Consider the following 17,686-nt stretch of genomic DNA (forward strand, 5'->3'; position numbering starts at 1 on the left):
AGGAGAACGCGCGCCCCATGTCCGAACAGCCCGGCATCGACGCCTACGCGGCCTACCTCCCGGCGTACGTGCTCGACGACAACAGACTGGACGCGACCGCGCCGCCGCGTGCCGGTGGCCCGGTCCGCGGCGTCGCCGCGTACGACGAGGACGCCGTCACGATGGCCGTCGAGGCGGTGCGGCGCGTCGCCGCCGACATTCCGGCGGGCCGGCACCTGCTGCTCGCCACCACCAGCGCGCCATACGAGGCGAAGACCTCGGCCGGCGTGGTGCACGAGGCCCTGGGGCTGGACCCCGGCGTCACCGCGCTCGACCTGCGCGGCCACCGGGCCGGCGCGTCCGCCCTCGACCTGGTGCTGCGGGCCGGCGCCCTGGCGGCCCTGGCCGACGTGCGGACCACCCGGCCCGGTGCGCCCGACGAACTGGCCCAGGGGGACGCCGCCGCGGCGTTCGTCGGTGGCCGGCGGGCCGCCGTGCTCCTCGCCCACGCCGGCCGGACCGTCGAGGTGCTGGACCGGTGGCGGCTGCCCGGGGAGCGGCACGACCGGGTCTGGGACGAACGGTTCACCGCTGAGATCCTCGTCGCGGCCGGTCTGGACGCCGCCCGTCGGGCGCTGGCCGAGGCGTCCCTCGACGCCGTCGACCAGGTCGTCGTGTCGTCGTCGAACCCGCGCGCCGCCACCGCGCTGCGCCGGGCGCTCGGCGGCTCGGGACAGGACGCGGCCATCGAGCGGGCCACCGGCTTCACCGGCGCCGCGCACCCCGGGCTGCTGCTCGCCGCGGCGCTCGACGAGGCGCAGCCCGGTCGGACCATCCTGCTGCTGTCGGCCACCGAGGGCGCCGACGCGTTCGTGCTGCGGGTCGGCGACGGGGTGCGCGCGGCGCGCGGCGGACCGTCGGTACGCGCGCAGCTCGCCGCGCGGCAGCGCCTGGGCTACGGCCGCTACCTGCGGTGGCGCGGGCTGCTCGACGTCCAGGGACCGGCCCGGCCGGCGGCGCCGGCGCCGGCGGCCCCGCCGATGCACCGCCGGGCCGGCTGGAAGTACCGGCTGGAGGGCAGCCGCTGCGACGCCTGCGGCCGGGTCACCACGCCACCCGGGCGGGTCTGCGCGTCCTGCGGCGTCGCCGGGTCGGACGCCGCGACCGCGAAGGTCGCGCTGCGCGACAGCACCGCCCGGGTGGTCTCGGCGACCCGGGACCACCTGACCACCATGCCGGAGCCGGAGGTGGCGATCGTCGTCGCCGACGTGGACGGCGGCGGCCGGCTCAGCGCGTACGCCACCGACGTCCCGCCCGGCGACGTCGTGGTGGGCATGCCGATGACTCCCACCTTCCGGCGGCTCTGGACCACCGACTCGATCCACAACTACTTCTGGAAGCTGCGCCCGGCCCCTCCGGAAGCCTCGCCAGGGAAGGACACCGCTGATGGCCAGTAGGCGTACCACGCACGACGTCGCGATCGTCGCGATGGGCTGCACCCCGTTCCGGGACCACTGGAACTCCTCGGCCGACGACCTGCTCGTCGACGCCGTGCGGGAGTGCGTCGGGTCGCTGCCCGGCAGCACGCTCGACGACGTCGACGCGTTCTGGGTCGGCACCCAGGGCTCGGGCATGTCCGGGCAGACCCTGGCCCGTCCGCTACGGCTGGTGGGCAAGCCGGTCACCCGGGTCGAGAACTACTGCGCCACCGGGTCGGAGGCGTTCCGCAACGCGGCGTTCGCGGTCGCGTCCGGGGCGTACGACATGGTGATGGCGACCGGGGTGGAGAAGCTGAAGGACTCCGCGTACTCCGGCCTGTCGGCGGTGTTCCCGCCGGCCGACGGCACCGACGTCGACTGGACCGCGCCGGCCGGGTTCTCCCTGCTCGCCCCGGCCTACCAGGAGGCGTACGGGTTGGACGCCGGGCAGATGCGCAGCGCGCTGACGAAGGTCGCCATGAAGAACCACGCCAACGGCGCCCGCAACGAGCGCGCCCAGTTCCGCAGGGCGGTCTCCGCCGAGACCGTGGAGAACTCGCCCCGGATCGCCGGGCCGCTCGGGGTGATGGACTGCTCGGGCGTCTCCGACGGCGCGGCGGCGGCGATCCTGGTCCGGGCCGAGGACGCCCACCGGTACACCGACAAGCCGGTCTTCCTGCGGGGGATGAGCTTCGTCGCCGGCTCCGGGGCCGGGCTGGCCGCCGACGGGTACGACTTCACCACCTTCCCCGAGGTGGTCGCCGCGGCCCGCCAGGCGTACGAGCAGGCCGGCGTCACCGACCCGGCGTCGGAGATCTCGCTGGCCGAGGTGCACGACTGCTTCACACCGACCGAGGTGGTGCTGATGGAGGATCTCGGGTTCTCCGAGCGCGGCAAGGCCTGGCGCGACATCCTCGACGGCCGGTACGACCTCGACGGGGCGCTCCCGGTCAACACCGACGGTGGTCTCAAGTCGTTCGGCCACCCGATCGGCGCGACCGGGCTGCGGATGATGTTCGAGTGCTTCACCCAGCTCCGGGGCGAGGCCGGCGCACGGCAGGTGCCCGACGCCCGGCTGGCGGTCGCGCAGAACCTGGGCGGGCAACCGGGCTCCTGCGTCGCGTTCGTGGCGGTCCTGGGGAACCAGCGATGAGCGGCCGGGTCACCCTCGACGGCCGGGCCGTGATCGTCACCGGCGCCGGCAACGGCATCGGCCGGGCGCACGCGCTGACCCTCGCCGAGCGGGGCGCGTCGGTGGTCGTCAACGACCTCGGCGGGGCGGTCGACGGCTCGGGTTCCTCGGGCGCGGCCGAGCGGGTCGTCGCGGAGATCCGCGCCGCCGGTGGCGTCGCCGTCGCGTCCACCGACTCCGTGGCCACCGCCGCCGGGGGCGCCGACCTCGTCGGCCGGGCGATCGACGAGTTCGGCCGGCTCGACGCGATCATCCACAACGCCGGCATCCTGCGCGACCGGACGCTGGCCAAGATGGCCGACGAGGACGTCCGCGCGGTGCTCGACGTGCACCTGGCCGGCGCGTTCCACGTGCTACGGCCCGCCTGGCCGCACCTGGTCGAGCGGGGGTACGGCCGGATCGTGCTGACCAGCTCGTCGTCCGGCCTGTTCGGCAACTTCGGCCAGGCCAACTACGGGGCCGCCAAGGCCGGTCTGATCGGTCTGATGAACGTGCTCGCGCTGGAGGGGGCCCGCCGGGGCATCCTCGTCAACGCGATCGCGCCGACCGCGGCGACCCGGATGACCGAGAACCTCCTCGGCGACCTGACCGACCGGTTCGACCCGCGGCACGTCGCCGCGGTGGCGACCTTCCTCGCCTCCGAGCAGTGCCGGCTCAACCGGCACATCCTCACCGTCGGCGGCGGGCGGGTCGGGCGGATCTTCCTGGGCGTCACGCCCGGCTGGTACGGCGGGACCGAGCCCGCCTCGCCGGACGACATCCTCGACGCCGTCGACGACATCTGCCGGCTCGACGACTTCATCGTGCCCGACAGCGGCGCCGACGAGGTGACGCTGATCCAGCGCGTCCTCGGCGGGCCGTCCGGACCGTCCGCCTGAACCGTCGCGGACCCTCCAGAAAGCGAGTCACCATGCCGGTCAGCGAAGTGCACCACGTGGCCATGACCGTCTCCGACGTCGACCGCGCCGCGGACTTCTACGAGCAGGCGCTGGGCTACCGCCGGACGCTGCGTACCGAGGTCGGCGGCCCCGGGATCGAGGTGTCGCTGGGGCTGCCCGCCGGCACCACCGGCCGGGTCCAGTACCTCCAGGGGCCCAGCCGGATCGGGCAGCTCGAACTCATCGAGTGGAACGGCGTCAAGACCCGTACGGCCACCGCCGGTCACCTGGAGCTGGGCACCTTCCTGCTCAGCTTCGAGGTGCCCCGGGACGAGCTGGACGAGCTGCACCGGCGGCTGGTCGAGCTGGGCGCGGAGTGCCTGTCCGCGCCGAACCGGGTGCTGCTGGAGAACTACGGCCACATCACCGCGTTCGCCGCCCGCGACCTCGACGGCAACCTGCTGGAGTTCGTGTCCCTGCCGTCCCGGGAGGAGATCCTGGCCCGGCGGCGGGGGAGCGACGCCTGATGGCCGGCAGCAACATCACCGAGACGTTGCGCCGCCAGGCGTCGCGCCGCGCCGACTCCGAGGCGCTCGTCGACGGCGACGGTCGCTGGACGTACGCCGAGCTGGACGCGGACGTCGACCGGCACGCGGCGGCGCTGCGGGACGCCGGCCTCGGTGACGGGGACCTGGTCGGGGTGCTGGGGCGCAACACCGCCACCTACGTCATCGAGCTGCTGGCGCTGAGCCGGCTCGGTGCGATCTCGGTGCCGCTGAACTGGCGGCTGCACGTCGACGAGCAGGCGTACGTCATCGGGCAGGCCGGCGTCACCGGGCTGCTCTACGACGACGACTTCGCCGACGACGTGGCCCGGTTGGCGACCGCGACCGGGCTGCGGACGCTCGTCGCGAACGGCGACCGGGTGGTCGCCGGCGCCCGGCGACTGGCCGACCTGCGGGACCGGCAGCCGCCGGGGGTGCGGGTCGGCGACGCGGAGAAGGGGCCCGCCGACATCCACCGGCTGCTCTACACCTCGGGCACCACGGCGCGGCCCAAGGGGGTGGTGCACACCTGCGGGAACCTCACCGCGAACCACTTCGCGCAGATCCTGGAGCTGGAACTCACCTCCGCCGACCGGATCCTCGTCTCCGCGCCGCTGTTCCACGTCAGCGGGCTGGAGGCGCCCGGCCTGGCGACGTTCGTGGCCGGCGCGACGATGGTGCTCACGCCGACGTTCAAGCCGGCCGACATCGCCCGGATCGCGGCCGGGGAACGCGTCACCGGCATGGTCCTCGCCGCGCAGATCCTGTTCGGACTGCTCGACCTCGACGAGCCGCCGGATCTCTCGTCGCTGCGCTACCTGCTCTTCGCCGGCGTCGCGCCCGGTGTGCGGCGCGAGGTGAAACGCCGGCTGCCGCACGTGCGCCTGGTCGACACGTTCGGCATGACCGAGCTGTGCAACGGGGTCTGCTACCTGGACGCCGCCCACGAGGAGTCCAAGCTGGGCGCGCTGGGGGCGCCGTTTCCCGGCGTGCACATCCGGATCGTCGACGAGCACTTCCGGCCGGTCGGTCCCGACGTCGAGGGGGAGATCATCGTGCGGGGGGAGAAGATCTCACCCGGTTACTGGAACGACGACGAGGCCAACCGGCGTACCCGGCGGGACGGGTGGTTCCTCACCGGTGACATCGGGCGGATCGACGCCGACGGCTACCTGTGGTTCGTCGACCGCCGCGCCGACCTGATCAAGTCCGGTGGGGAGAACGTCGCCGGCGCCGAGATCGAGCGGGTCCTCGCCCAGCATCCCGACGTCGCCGAGGTCGCCGTGATCGGGGTGCCGGACCCGCGGTGGGACGAGGTCCCCAAGGCGTTCGTCATCCTCACCGACGGGGCGACCACCACCGCCGAGGAGTTGCGCGAGCACTGCCGGGCCAGCCTGGCCCGGTACAAGGTGCCGAAGTACGTGCGGATCGTGACGTCGTTGCCGCGCAACGACTCCGGCAAGGTGCTGAAGAAGAGCCTGCGCGAGGCCGAGGGGGCCCGGGCATGAGCACCGCGAACCTGGCCGCGATGCTGTCCGGCAACGCCCGGCGGTTCGCCGACGCCGACGCGCTCGTCTTCGAGGACCGCCGGTGGACCCACCGGCAGCTCGACGACGACGTCAACGCGTTGGCCGCCGGCCTGGCCGCCGAGGGCGTGGGGCGGGACAGCCGGGTGGCGATCGTGGCGAACAACGTGCCCGAGTTCCTGCTCCTGTCCCTGGCGCTGGCGAAGCTCGGCGCCGTCTTCGTGCCGCTGAACTACCGGCTCACGCCCGGCGAGCTGGCCCGGTTGCTGGCGCACGCGCGGGTCGAGGCGGTCGCGACGGTGCCGGAGTACGCCGCGCTCACCGCCGCCGCCGTCGCCGACCTGCCGGCCGTACGCCGGTTCGCGCTGGAGCCGATCGACGGCGGATGGCTCGACCTGCGGGCCCTCGTCGAGGCGAACCGGGGCGCCCGGGTCGCCGACGCCGCACTCGACGACGCGGCCCTGCAACGGATCGTCTACACCTCCGGCACGACCAGCCTGCCCAAGGGCGTCCTGCTCACCCACGGCAACGTGAACATGAACATGCACGCCCAGATCGTCGAGCTGGGGCTGCGGCCGACCGACCGGATCCTGAACGTCGCGCCGCTCTACCACGTCGGCGGCACCGACCTGCCCGGCTACGGCATCTGGCACGTCGGCGGCTGCATGGTGCTGCACCGGCGGTTCGAGCCGGCGGCGGTGCTGCGGGCGATCGGGACCGAGCGGATCACCGGCATGGTGCTGGCGGCGACGATGCTCGACATGGTCCGCCGGGAGGCGACCGCCGGGGCGGACCTGTCGTCGGTGCGGTGGCTCATCTACTCCCAGGTGACGTCCGCGTTGTTCGGTGTGGCGCGCGGCCTGTTCCCAAACGCCCGGCTGATCGAGGGCTACGGCCTCACCGAGACGTGCGGCGGGCTGACCTATCTCGACGCGGCGCACCAGGAGTCCAAGCAGGGGTCGGTCGGCATCCCGGTGCCGTGGGTGCGGGTCCGGGTGGTCGACCCGGACGGCGTCGACGTGCCGGTCGGCGTGGACGGCGAGGTGGTCGCGCGGGGACCGAAGGTGAGCCCCGGCTACCTCGACGACCCGGAGGCGACCCGTGGCGCGTTCCGGGACGGCTGGTTCCACACCGGTGACATCGGCTGTCTCGACGCCGACGGCTACCTCTACATCCGCGACCGGCTCAAGGACATGATCCGCAGCGGCGGGGAGAACATGGCCAGCGCCGAGATCGAGAACGTGCTCGCCGACCATCCGCTCGTGCTGGCCGCGTCCGTGGTGGCGGCGCCGCACCCGGTGTGGTTGGAGGTGCCGGCCGCGTTCGTGATCGGCCGGCCGGGGCTGACGCCGGAGGCGCTCGTCGCGCACGCGCGGGCGCGGCTCGGCCGGTTCAAGGTCCCGAAGGAGGTCTACCTGGTGTCGGAGTTCCCGACCAACCCGTCGGGCAAGGTGCTCAAGCGGGAACTGCGGGAGCTGCGCTCCTCGTTGCGGCCGGACTGGACGTACGACGGGGAACGGCGCGACTGACGCGCCCGGTCAGCGGGCGGTGTTCGCGGCGTGGCGCAGCAGCGCGAGCGTGTGCACGAGCGCGAACCGCCGGGTGCCGCGACCCAGGTCGTCCCACGGCTTCTTCCAGGTCGTCCGCCGCGCGAGGTCCCACGCGGTGGCGCCGTCGCCGGTCAGGCCGCGGAGGGCCTCGACCTCGTCGCGGTGGAAGGCCACGAGCGCGTCGGCGCGGGCGGCGACGTCCCGGTAGGGGAACTGGTGCGCGGGGCAGGCGATCTCGGCGCCGAGGTCCCGGATGCGCCGCAGCGACCGGAACAGGTCCGCGGCCGGGTCGTCCTCGGGGCGGCTGACGATGGCGAGCTGGGTGGGCCCCTCGGCCATCATGGTGTCGCCGGTGAAGACCAGGCCGCGGGTGTCGAAGTAGACCGTGTGCCCGTAGGTGTGGCCGGGGGTGGGCACGGCGTGGATGGTCACGTCGCCGAACCGGAACTCCGTCCGGCCGGTCAGGCTGACGTCGAGGCGCAGGCTCTCGTGGTGCACGGCGACCTCGACCGCGTCGGCGTACATGCCGTCGACGACGTCGGGCGGGGCGCCGGTGAGGGCGAGCGCGGTCCGGAGCTGCTGGAGGAAGCTGCCGCGTCGGTGGTGCATGGTGGCGAAGTCGTCGGCGCCGCCCATGACGACCCGGGCGCCCGCCACGGCCCGCAGCCGGTCGGCGAAGCCGACGTGGTCCGGGTGGTTGTGGGTGAGCAGGACCGTCGAGATGGCGTCGACCCGGTGCCCGATGGACGCGAGCGACCGCTGGAACGACGTCCAGCAGCTCGGGTGGTCGTAGCCGGCGTCGACGAGGACCGGGCCGTCGCCGGTCTCGATGAGGAAGACGGTGATGGACCGCAGGGCGCTGCCGTGCAGGGGGACGGGGACGGCCCAGACCCCGTCGACGACCTCGGTGGGGGCGGGCACCTGGCGGGCCCGCCAGCTGGCGGCGTGTACGTCGCTCACGGGTATGGACATCGTCCGACGGCTCCCTTACTGTGGGACACCAACATACCGGATGGTCGGAATCTAATTCAAGGAGTCCGATGAGCGAGGAGCGGACCGGGTTTCGGTTGTGGGCGACCGCGGAACCGGACCTGTGCGCGATCGTGACCGCCGACGACCGGCGCATCTCCTACGGCGAGCTGTACGCCGAGGTGAACCGGATCTCGCACGGCCTGCGTACCCGGGCCGGCCTGCGGCCCGGCGACACGGTCGCGGCGGTGATGACGAACAGCGTCGGCCTGGTCGCGTTGTACCTGGCCGCCATGCAGTCGGGGCTCTACCTGGTGACGCTCAACTACCACCTCACCGAGCCCGAGGTGGCCCACATCCTCACCGACAGCGCCGCCAAGGTGGTGGTGGGCTCCGAGCGGGTCGAGGACGTCGTGGTGGCCGCCGCCGGGGCCGCGCCCGGCATCCAGGTCTACCTCGACGGCGCGCCCACCACGGACCGGGCCCGACCGCTGTCGGCGCTCACCGCCGGCATGCCCGCAACGAGCCCGCCGCAGACGCCGGCCGGTTCGCTGATGATGTACACCTCGGGCACCACCGGCCGGCCGAAGGGCGTCAAGCGTCCGCTCAGCGGCGTCGACGCGGACACCGGCGCGCTCACCTACGTCTGGCTGTTCCGGGAGTTCGGCATGGAGCGCGGCGCGTTCGCGTCCTGGCTGGTCTCGGCGCCGATGTACCACTCGGCCAACATCACCCCGGCGATGGGCGCGCTGCACGCCGGCGGCACCATGGTCCTGATGGACGGCTGGACGCCGGAGGGCTTCCTGCGCCGGGTCCAGCAGCAGCGGGTGACCGGGACCAGCATGGTGCCGACCCACTTCTACCGGCTGCTGCAACTGCCCCAGCCGGTCCGCGACGGCTACGACCTCTCCTCGCTGCGCTACGTGCTGCACGGCGCCGCGCCCTGCCCGCGCGAGGTCAAGCAGCGGATCCTCGACTGGTTCGGCCCGGTGGTCTACGAGTACTACGGCTCCACCGAGGTGGGCACCACCGTCGCACGCCCGCACGAGTGGCTGGCCCACCCGGGCACGGTCGGTCGTCCGGCCTCCATCTCGACCCTGCGGATCCTCGACGAGCTGGGCAACGAGGTGCCCGTCGGACAGACCGGCATCGTCTACATGCGCCAGGGCGACGACCGGGTCGAGTACCACAACGACCCGGGCAAGACCGACGGCGCGCGCCGCGACGGCCTGATGACCGTCTGGGACGTCGGCCACGTCGACGCCGACGGGTTCCTCTACATCACCGGGCGGGCGGCCGAGCTGATTCTGGTCGGTGGCGTCAACGTCTACCCGGCCGAGATCGAGGCGGCGCTGATGGGCCACGACTGGGTCGCCGACGCCGGCGTGGTCGGCGTGCCCGATCCGGAGTTCGGCGAGGTGCCCCAGGCCCACGTCGTGCTGCGGAACACCGCGCCGGCTCCCGACACGGCCGTCGAGGAACTGCGCCACTACCTGGCGGGCCGGCTGGCGAAGCCGAAACGCCCGCGGTCCTACGTGCTGCGCGACGCCCTGCCGCGGGACCCGAACGGCAAGCTCTACAAGGCCCGGCTCACGCGCGTCGAGGAACCCAGCGCGTGACCGGCGCGACCGACGACCCGCTGGGAGGTGGGCATGGACTTCGCTGACAGCGACACCGACCTGGCGTTCCGGCGCGAGGTCGGCAGGTGGCTCGACGAGGCGCTGGCGGACGTGCCCGACCAGGAGGAGCTGTCCCAGGAGCAGCGCGAGCACTGGTCGCGGGTGTGGCAGGACCGGCTGTGCGCGGGCAACTGGGCCGGCCTGTCCTGGCCGGTCGCGCACGGTGGCCGGGGGATGGACGCGCTCGCGCAGGCCATCTTCAACGAGGAGGCCGCGGTACGCGGGGCCCCGTACCCGCTCAACGGCGTCGGCATGATGCTGGCCGGGCCGACGATCATCGCGCACGGCACCGACGAGCAGCAGGCCCGGCACCTGCCCGGGATCCTGCGCGGCGACGAGTACTGGTGTCAGGGCTTCAGCGAGCCCGGCTCCGGTTCCGACCTGGCGAGCCTGGGCACGGCGGCCACCCGGGTCGACGGCGGCTGGCGGATCAACGGCGCCAAGATCTGGACGTCCAACGCGCACAACGCGTCGAAGTGCCTGCTGCTGGCGCGTACCGACACCGACGCGCCGAAGCACCGGGGCATCACCTACTTCCTCGCCCCGATGGACGGGTTCACCGTGCGGTCGCTGGTGATGATCAACGGGGACACCGAGTTCAACGAGATGTTCCTCGACGACGTGTTCGTCGCCGACGCCGACGTGCTCGGCGGCGTCGGCAACGGGTGGCAGGTCGCGCTCACCACGCTCGCGTTCGAACGCGGCAGCATGGCGCTCAACCTCTGGGTGTGGGCCCGCCAGGCGGTCGACCGGGTGGTCGACGTCGCGCTCGCGCGGGGCACGGCCGACGACAGCGCGTTCGTCGACGCGGTGGGCGCGTTGCAGTGCGACGCCGAGGCGGTCCGGATCGGGTCGATGCGGATGCTCGGCGAGAGCCGCGCCGGTGGGGTCCCCGGGCCGGAGACCTCGGCGCTGAAGAGCCTGTGGGCCGGCGTGGTGCAGCAGGCCAACCGGCTCGCGGTGCAGCTCGACGACGCCGGTGGGGTGCTGGTCGACGGCGACGGCGCCGCCGCCCGGATCCGCCGCTACCTGCGGGCCCGCGCCCACACGATCGAGGGCGGCACGGAGGAAGTCCAGAAGTCGATCCTCGCGGAGCGGGTGCTGCACCTGCCCCGCTCACGCTGAGCGGAGTCGCCGGATGCGCGCAACATTCACCCAGGAGCAGCAGGAGATCGGCAGGACCGTGGGCGCGCTCGCGGACGGCGCCGTCGGCACGGCCCGCGAGGCGCTGTCCGGCCCGTGGCGGGCCCCGGCGTGCGACGGCCCGCTGCTGCGGGACTTCGGGCTGCTCGGCGTGCCCGAGGCGGCCGGGGGCGTCGGGTCGAACCTGATCGACCTGCTGGTCGCCGTCGAGGCGCTGGGCGAGCGGCTGGCCCCGAGCCGGTTCCCGGCGCACGCGGCGGCCGTCCAACTGCTGTGCGGCGACGCGCGGCGTACCGAGGCGCTTCCCGACGGGGTGCTGGACGGCGGCCGGGTGCTCACCCCGGCGGTCGACGTGCCGGGTGGTTCCGGTTGGGCGGACCGGTCGTCACCGGACCGGCTGGTCCGGACCCTGGTGCCGTACGCGGCGCAGGCGGACGGCGTGGTCGCCCTCGGTCCCGGCGGGGTCTGGGTCGCCGACCCGACCCGGGTCACCGCGCGGCAGTCGCTCGACGCGTCGGTGCCGTTGTCGGACGTCGCGCTGGCCGCGCCCGAACGGACGCGGCCGGTCGGGAGCGGCGCGTGGCGGGCCACGCTCGTGGTGGCCGCGCAGTTGTGCGGGGTGGCCCAGGGCGCGATCGACCTGGCCGCCGAGCAGGCGCGCACGCGCCGGCAGTTCGGGCGCGTGATCGGTTCGTTCCAGGGGGTCGCGTTCCAGTTGGCCGAGGCGGCCACCGCGCGCAAGGCGGCGTGGGACCTGACGCTGTACGCCGGGTGGGCGGTCGACAACGGCCGTCCGGACGCCGAGATCCAGGTGCACGCCGCGAAGGCGGCGGCGGGGCGGGCGGCGATCTTCGCGGCGGAGCGGTGCATCCAGGTGCACGGCGGGATGGGCATCACCATGGAGGCGGACCCGCACCTGTTCCTGCGTCGCGCGTTCGTGTTGGACGCCTGGTGCGGACGGGGCTCGTGGCATCGGCGGCGGACCGGCGAACTGCGCATCCGGTCGCGCCGGTCGGATCGCGCCTGACCTGCGGAACCCTTGCCCGGCTACGGCCGGGGCAGTAACATACCGGCTGGTCGGAATAAATGAGGAGAAGGCCGTGAAGTTCGGAATCATGAACCTGTTCCCGGTGGCCGACGGCGCATCGGACCATCAGGTGCTTCGAGAGACCCTCGAGGAGATCCAGCTGGCCGACGAACTCGGCTTCGACTCGATCTGGCTCGCCGAGCACCACTTCTCGAAGTACGGCATCCTCGGCAGCCCGCTGAACTTCGGCATGGCGGTCGCGGAGCGGACCCGGCGGATCACCATCGGCACCGCCGTCCTCGTGCTGCCGCTGCACCACCCGCTGCGACTGGCCGAGGACATCGCGGCCCTCGACGTGCTCAGCGGCGGCCGGGTCTCGATCGGCGTCGGGCGTGGCTACCAGCCCGCCGAGTTCGCCGGCTTCGGCGTCCCGCTGGCCGAGTCGAAGCAGCGCTACCAGGAGACGCTGGAGATCCTGCGGCTCGCGCTGACGCAGGAGAACTTCTCCTACCACGGCGAGATCTTCCACTACGACGGCGTCACGACCTACCCGCGGCCGTTCACCCCGGGCGGCCCGCCGATCCTCCAGGGCACCGTCTCGCCGGAGAGCTTCCGGGAGCGCGGCGCGGTGGGCGAGTCGATCATCACCTCGCCGAACTTCACGCCGTTGGGCATCATGCAGAAGAACTTCGACCTCTACCGGCGGAGCATGGAGGAGAACGGCTTCGACATCTCCACCTACGACCTGCCGTTCATGCAGCAGGTCTGGTGCGGTGACAGCCAGGACGGCCTCCGCGAGGCCGCCCGGGCGGCGATGACCTACTACAAGTCCGTCGGCAAGGTCATCCCGGGCTCGGCGGAGGCCATCGAGAAGGAGCGGTCCTACTACGCGGCGGTCGCCAAGAACATCGAACTGCTGACGCTGGAGCAGACGCTGACCCACGGCGGCAACTTCGGCTCGGCCCAGCGCGTCATCGAGACCATCGAGATGCTGCGCGAGCAACTCGGCATCAACCACTACATCGGCTGGCTGCGCATCCCCTCGCTGGACCGCCGGGCCGCGCTGCGCTCGATGGAGGAGTTCGCCGACAAGGTGATCCCGCACTTCCGGGCCCAGGACGCCGCCGCCGACCGCCCCACCGTGGGCGTGGCCGCCGCCGAGGCGGTCCTCGGGTGAGAGTCAGCTGCTTCCTCAGCGCCCAGTTCGACCCGTCGGCCTCCGCCACGGAGGGCATCGACGGCGTGCTGGCCCAGGCGGTCGCCGCCGAAGCGGCCGGCTTCCACGCCGTCTACCTCGGACACCACTTCCTGGCCCGGTCGGCGTTCGTCCAGCCCGTCCCGCTGGCCGGCTTCCTGGCCCACGCCACCGGCCGGGTCCGCATCGGGTTCGGGGTCCTGCTCGCGCCGCTGCTGAACCCGGTCGCGCTCGCCGAGGACCTGGCCTCGCTCGACGTGCTCTCCGGCGGCCGGCTGACCGTCGGCGTCGGCGCCGGCTACCGCCGCCGCGAGACCACCGCGTTCGGCGTGGCCTGGGAGGACCGGCTGCGGCGACTGCGCGAGTACGTCCCGATGCTGCGGTCGCTGTGGAACGGCGAGACGATCGACATCGCCGGTAGCTGGGGCGAGGTGCCCGGCGCGCACCTGGCGCTGCGTCCGGCGCAGGCCGGCGGCCCGCCGCTGTGGATCGGCGCGTTCGCCGAACCCGCGGTGCGCCGCGCCGCACGACTGGACGCCCCGTGGCTGATCGGCCCGAAGGGCGACGACGACGAACTGGCCCGCCTGCTCGCCGTCTACCGGGCCGAGCTGACCGAGCGGGGCTTCCCCCTGGAACGGGAGTACCCGATGAGCCGCGAGGCGTACCTCGGCGACAGCTATCCGGCGGCCGTCGCGGCCGTCCGCCCGCACCTGCGACGGCAGTACGCCGGCTACAAGTCCTGGGACGACGCCCAGTCCCTCGACCTCGACCGGTATCTGGCCGAGGACTGCCTGGTCGGCTCCGCGGACGACATCGTCGCCAAGCTGCGCCGCTGGGAGACCGAGCTGGGCATCACCGAGGTCTCGCTGCGGCACCAGTTCGTCGGCGCCGGGCAGGACGAGGCGATGGAGCAGCTCGCCCGCTTCGGCGCGGAGGTCATCCCGCGGGTCAGCACCCCCGCCACCGCCCCCGAGGCCCTCCGGTGACCGCCGCCAACCTGGTCCGGGTCCTGGAAGGCCGGCACGCCGACCGCGGCGACCTGCCCGGCCTGTACGGCGAGGACGGCCGGTCCTGGACGTTCGAGCAGATCGACCTGCTCGCCGGCGGCGTCGCCACCGCGCTGCGGGCCGAGGGCGTCACCGCCGGCGACCGGGTCGCCTGCTACCTCACCAACGGCCCCGAGATCGTGTTCTTCCTCTTCGGGGCGTGGAAGATCGGCGCGGTGCCGGTCACCGTCAGCAGCCTCTACAACGCCGCCGAGCTGGCCGAGTCGACCGCGAAGACCGCGCCCCGGCTGCTGCTCGTCGACGACCGTCGCCCGGACGTCGTGGCCGACCTGCTCGGCGCCGCGCCGGACGGCGTACCGTTCCCGGTCCGGTCCGTCGCCGGCGCGCTGCCCGGCGCCCCGGCGCTGCCCTGGCGGCGGGAGGTCCGGGTGCCCGGCGTCGACGTCGCGCCCGAGGCGGAGGCCTGCATCCTGTTCACCGGCGGCACGACCGGACGGCCGAAGGCGGTCAGTGTCACCCACGGCGGCACGCGTGAGTCGCTGGCCCGGCTCGCCCGGGTGACCACCGGCGCCGACACGGAGGGCACGGCGGCCCGCGAGGCCAGTCCCAACCTCATCGCGCTGCCGCTGTTCCACAGCGGCGGCCAGCACTCGCTGCTGTTCGCCTTCTTCGTCGGCCGGCCGGCGGTGGTCTGGGAACGCTTCGGCGTGGACCGGCTCGCCGACCTGATGGCCCGGTTCGCGTTCGACAACTTCTTCTTCCTGCCCACGATGGTCTTCGACATCGTCCACGCGGAACGGGACCTGCCGTTCGAGGGCGTGAAGTCCGTCCTGGTGGCCGGCCAGGCGATCGCGTGGCCGGTGCGGCGCGCGTTCGAGGAGCGCTACCGCGTGCCCATCCTGGTCAACTACGGCTCCACCGAGGCCGGTCACATCGCCGGCTGGACCGGGCGGGACATGAAGGCCGGCCGGTGGAAGCCGGGCTCCGCCGGTCGGGTCTACCCGGGTGTGGAACTGGAGATCCGCGACGACACGGGCGCCGCGCTGCCGACCGCAGCGGCGGGCGAGGTGGTGGTCCGGTCCGCGCTGACCAGGGGCTACGTCGACGACGCCGAGGCGTCCGCCGAGCTGGTCCGCGACGGCTGGGTGCACACCGGCGACATCGGCTACGTCGACGACGACGGCGTGCTCTTCCTGGTCGGCCGCAAGCGGGACATGATCAAATGCGGGGGCTTCCAGGTGTGGCCCGAGGAGATCGAGGACGAGCTGCGGGGGCATCCGCTGGTGCGCGACGTCCGGGTGCTCGGCCGGCCCGACGACCGGCTGGGGGAGATCCCGGTGGCCCTGGTGGTGCGCGAGGACGACGACGCGGTGGGCGACGACGACCTCGCCGACCGGCTCGTCGCGTACGCCCGGGACCGGCTGGCCCACTTCAAGACGCCCCGGCGGATCGAGTTCGTGCCCGCCCTGGAACGCAGCACCACCGGGAAGATCAGCCGCGTGTCGGCTGCCGTGCCGGACGGAGGCGGGGACCGATGAAGTTCGGGATCATGGCGTCGCACCAGTACCCGCACGGCGACGACCTCGGCCGGCACCTCCACGACCTGTTCGGCACCGTCGAACTGGCCGCGGAGCTGGGCTACGACTCGGTGTGGACGATCAACCACTTCCAGTCCAACCTGGCCACCCCGCAGCCGATCTCGATGATGGCGAGCCTGATCCCCCGCTCGGGCGACATGATGCTCGGCACCGGGATCCTGCTGCTGCCGATGTTCCACCCGGTGCACATCGCCGAGGAGTTCGCCACGCTGGACCACCTCTCCGGCGGCCGGGTGGTCCTCGGCGTCGGCGCGGGCTACCGGGAGAACGAGTTCGCCGCCTTCGGGGTCGACCCGGAAACCCGGTTCCGCCGGTTCGACGAGAGCCTGCGGCTCATCCGCGCGCTCTGGACCGGGACGCCGGTCAACCACGACGGGGAGTTCTATCCACAGGTCGACGCCACCATCGGGGTGCGACCGCTGACCCCCGGCGGCCCACCGATCTGGATCGGCGCCGGTGGGAAGAAGGCGGTCCGCCGGGCCGCCCGCCTCGGCGACGCCTGGTACGCGCCGGGCAACTCGCCGAGCCGCCGGTTCCTCCCCGAGCACCTCGCCGTCTACAACGAGGCGCTGGCCGAGTACGGCCGCGACCCGGCGACGGTGCAGCGGCCGGTCGGCGTCGAGCTGTACTGCGCGCCGAGCACCGAGCGGGCCGTCGCGGAGGCGTTGCCGCACGCCCGGGTCGAGTACTCGACGTACGCCGAGTACCCGGCGCTGCGGTGGCAGCGGGACCGGTTCGACGAACTGGTCCGCAACACGCTGCTGCTGGGCTCGCCGGAGTTCCTCGTCGAGCGGATCTCCGCGCTGCGGGACCTGGGCTTCGACCACCTCATCTTCCGTCCCGGCTGGCTGGGCATGCCGACCGAGAAACTCCGCGCCTCGCTGCGGTTGTTCGCCGCCGAGGTGATCCCCGCCTTCCGCCCCACCCCAGAAAAGGAATCGCCGTGAAGAAGACCGAAGCCGAGCTGCTGGAGAACCAGTGGGACGTGGCGAACATGGAGGTCGACCCCGAGGTTCTCGCGAGGTACGTCCGCTACGACGTCGACGAGCAGCGGGCCGTCGCCACCATCACCTTCGACCGTCCCGACCGGCTCAACGCCATCCCGGTCGCCGCCTTCGAGCGCGTCGGTGACCTGGTCCGGGAGGCCGAGACCGACGACCGGGTCAAGGTCATCGTGTTCAAGGGGGAGGGGGAGCACTTCGGCACCGGCGCCGACGCCGCCGAACTCGGCCACTACATCGGCTACCGGACCGGCACCGACAAGGCGTCCCGACGCCGGCCGGCGCAGCGCCAGCGCATCCTGCCCGACCGTAACGTGCTCAGCTCCGGCTTCACCCGACCGATCATCGAGTCGCTCAAGGCGACCATCTGCCAGGTGCAGGGCTACTGCTACGGCGGCCACTTCCAGATCGCGCTCTCCGCCGACATCGTGATCGCCTCCCCGGACGCCCGCTTCACCCACCCGGCGTTCCGCTACCTCGGGCCCGCGCCGCAGGACATGTACCACTGGATCGAGAAGGTCGGCCTGACCACGATGAAGGACGTCATGCTGACCATGCGGGCCATCGGGGCCGAGGAGGGCGAACGCAAGGGCCTGGTCACCAAGGTCGTCGAGCGCGACGAACTGCAACGGTGGGTGGACGACTACGCCGACGCGATCGCGGTCATGCCGCTGGACTCGCTGATGATGGGCAAGTCGATGATGCAGGTGGTGATGGAGGCCCGGGGCAAGGGACTGGGCGCGATGACCGGCTGGGTCGGGCACGGCTGGGCCACCAACGTCAGCTTCGACGACGGGGACTGGAACTTCCTCAAGGAGCGGCGCGAGAAGGGCATCGCCCAGGCGCTGGCCGACCGGGACCGACTGGTCGCCCCCTACTTCCGGCTCAGCGACACCCGCTCCCGCGAGCGGTAGGCGCA

General features: G+C 73.1%; 15 protein-coding genes. 14 read left to right on the forward strand and 1 reads right to left on the reverse strand.

Features of this window, described 5'->3' with window-relative positions; all coding sequences use genetic code 11:
* Positions 1-17 precede the first annotated feature (17 nt).
* From VKK44_RS09450 to VKK44_RS09475, 6 genes are read left to right on the forward strand one after another with little or no spacing between them, the layout of a single operon-like run.
* Complete coding sequence (locus VKK44_RS09450; RefSeq protein ID WP_343446482.1) at positions 18-1,436, forward strand: zinc ribbon domain-containing protein; 1,419 nt, start codon at positions 18-20, stop codon at positions 1,434-1,436.
* On the forward strand, positions 1,426-2,610 hold the full coding sequence (locus tag VKK44_RS09455) for an acetyl-CoA acetyltransferase (RefSeq protein ID WP_343446483.1): 1,185 nt from the start codon (positions 1,426-1,428) through the stop codon (positions 2,608-2,610). The genes VKK44_RS09450 and VKK44_RS09455 overlap by 11 nt, the downstream gene beginning before the upstream one ends.
* The gene (locus tag VKK44_RS09460) at positions 2,607-3,527 is read left to right on the forward strand and encodes an SDR family NAD(P)-dependent oxidoreductase (protein ID WP_343446484.1); all 921 of its coding nucleotides are present in this window, start codon (positions 2,607-2,609) and stop codon (positions 3,525-3,527) included. The genes VKK44_RS09455 and VKK44_RS09460 overlap by 4 nt, the downstream gene beginning before the upstream one ends.
* A 32-nt stretch (positions 3,528-3,559) precedes the next feature.
* Positions 3,560-4,054, forward strand: a complete 495-nt coding sequence (locus tag VKK44_RS09465; protein ID WP_343446486.1) for a VOC family protein — start codon at positions 3,560-3,562, stop codon at positions 4,052-4,054.
* A complete protein-coding gene (locus VKK44_RS09470; protein WP_343446487.1) occupies positions 4,054-5,580 on the forward strand; it encodes a class I adenylate-forming enzyme family protein in 1,527 nt (508 codons plus the stop codon). Before VKK44_RS09465 ends, VKK44_RS09470 begins: the two co-directional genes overlap by 1 nt.
* Complete coding sequence (locus tag VKK44_RS09475; protein WP_343446488.1) at positions 5,577-7,127, forward strand: class I adenylate-forming enzyme family protein; 1,551 nt, start codon at positions 5,577-5,579, stop codon at positions 7,125-7,127. Before VKK44_RS09470 ends, VKK44_RS09475 begins: the two co-directional genes overlap by 4 nt.
* A 9-nt stretch (positions 7,128-7,136) precedes the next feature.
* On the opposite strand, the gene VKK44_RS09480 is transcribed toward VKK44_RS09475, so the two are convergent.
* Positions 7,137-8,108 carry an MBL fold metallo-hydrolase gene (locus tag VKK44_RS09480; RefSeq protein WP_343446489.1) on the reverse strand — a complete coding sequence of 324 codons (972 nt, stop codon included), beginning with the start codon at positions 8,106-8,108 and terminating at the stop codon, positions 7,137-7,139.
* Positions 8,109-8,188: 80 nt separating this feature from the next.
* Between VKK44_RS09480 and VKK44_RS09485 the strand changes: the two genes are divergently transcribed.
* The 8 genes from VKK44_RS09485 to VKK44_RS09520 all read left to right on the forward strand — a co-directional run bounded on the left by VKK44_RS09485 (position 8,189) and on the right by VKK44_RS09520 (position 17,681).
* Positions 8,189-9,736: an AMP-binding protein gene (locus VKK44_RS09485; protein ID WP_343446490.1), complete on the forward strand. Its 1,548-nt coding sequence runs from the start codon at positions 8,189-8,191 to the stop codon at positions 9,734-9,736.
* 33 nt (positions 9,737-9,769) lie between these two features.
* The gene (locus VKK44_RS09490; protein WP_343446491.1) at positions 9,770-10,921 is read left to right on the forward strand and encodes an acyl-CoA dehydrogenase family protein; all 1,152 of its coding nucleotides are present in this window, start codon (positions 9,770-9,772) and stop codon (positions 10,919-10,921) included.
* Between the two features lie 13 nt (positions 10,922-10,934).
* Positions 10,935-11,966, forward strand: a complete 1,032-nt coding sequence (locus VKK44_RS09495; protein WP_343446492.1) for an acyl-CoA dehydrogenase family protein — start codon at positions 10,935-10,937, stop codon at positions 11,964-11,966.
* A gap of 73 nt (positions 11,967-12,039) precedes the next feature.
* Positions 12,040-13,143 carry an LLM class flavin-dependent oxidoreductase gene (locus VKK44_RS09500; protein ID WP_343446493.1) on the forward strand — a complete coding sequence of 368 codons (1,104 nt, stop codon included), beginning with the start codon at positions 12,040-12,042 and terminating at the stop codon, positions 13,141-13,143.
* Positions 13,140-14,147, forward strand: coding sequence for an LLM class flavin-dependent oxidoreductase (locus VKK44_RS09505; protein WP_343446494.1), 1,008 nt, complete (start codon positions 13,140-13,142; stop codon positions 14,145-14,147). Before VKK44_RS09500 ends, VKK44_RS09505 begins: the two co-directional genes overlap by 4 nt.
* Positions 14,144-15,706, forward strand: a complete 1,563-nt coding sequence (locus VKK44_RS09510) for a class I adenylate-forming enzyme family protein (RefSeq protein ID WP_343446495.1) — start codon at positions 14,144-14,146, stop codon at positions 15,704-15,706. The genes VKK44_RS09505 and VKK44_RS09510 overlap by 4 nt, the downstream gene beginning before the upstream one ends.
* Positions 15,703-16,713 (forward strand): LLM class flavin-dependent oxidoreductase, encoded by a 1,011-nt coding sequence (locus tag VKK44_RS09515; RefSeq protein WP_343446496.1) that lies wholly within the window; start codon positions 15,703-15,705, stop codon positions 16,711-16,713. The genes VKK44_RS09510 and VKK44_RS09515 overlap by 4 nt, the downstream gene beginning before the upstream one ends.
* A complete protein-coding gene (locus VKK44_RS09520; RefSeq protein ID WP_343446498.1) occupies positions 16,710-17,681 on the forward strand; it encodes an enoyl-CoA hydratase/isomerase family protein in 972 nt (323 codons plus the stop codon). Before VKK44_RS09515 ends, VKK44_RS09520 begins: the two co-directional genes overlap by 4 nt.
* Positions 17,682-17,686 lie beyond the last annotated feature (5 nt).

The organism is Micromonospora sp. DSM 45708, from assembly GCF_039566955.1.
GTDB lineage: Bacteria > Actinomycetota > Actinomycetes > Mycobacteriales > Micromonosporaceae > Micromonospora.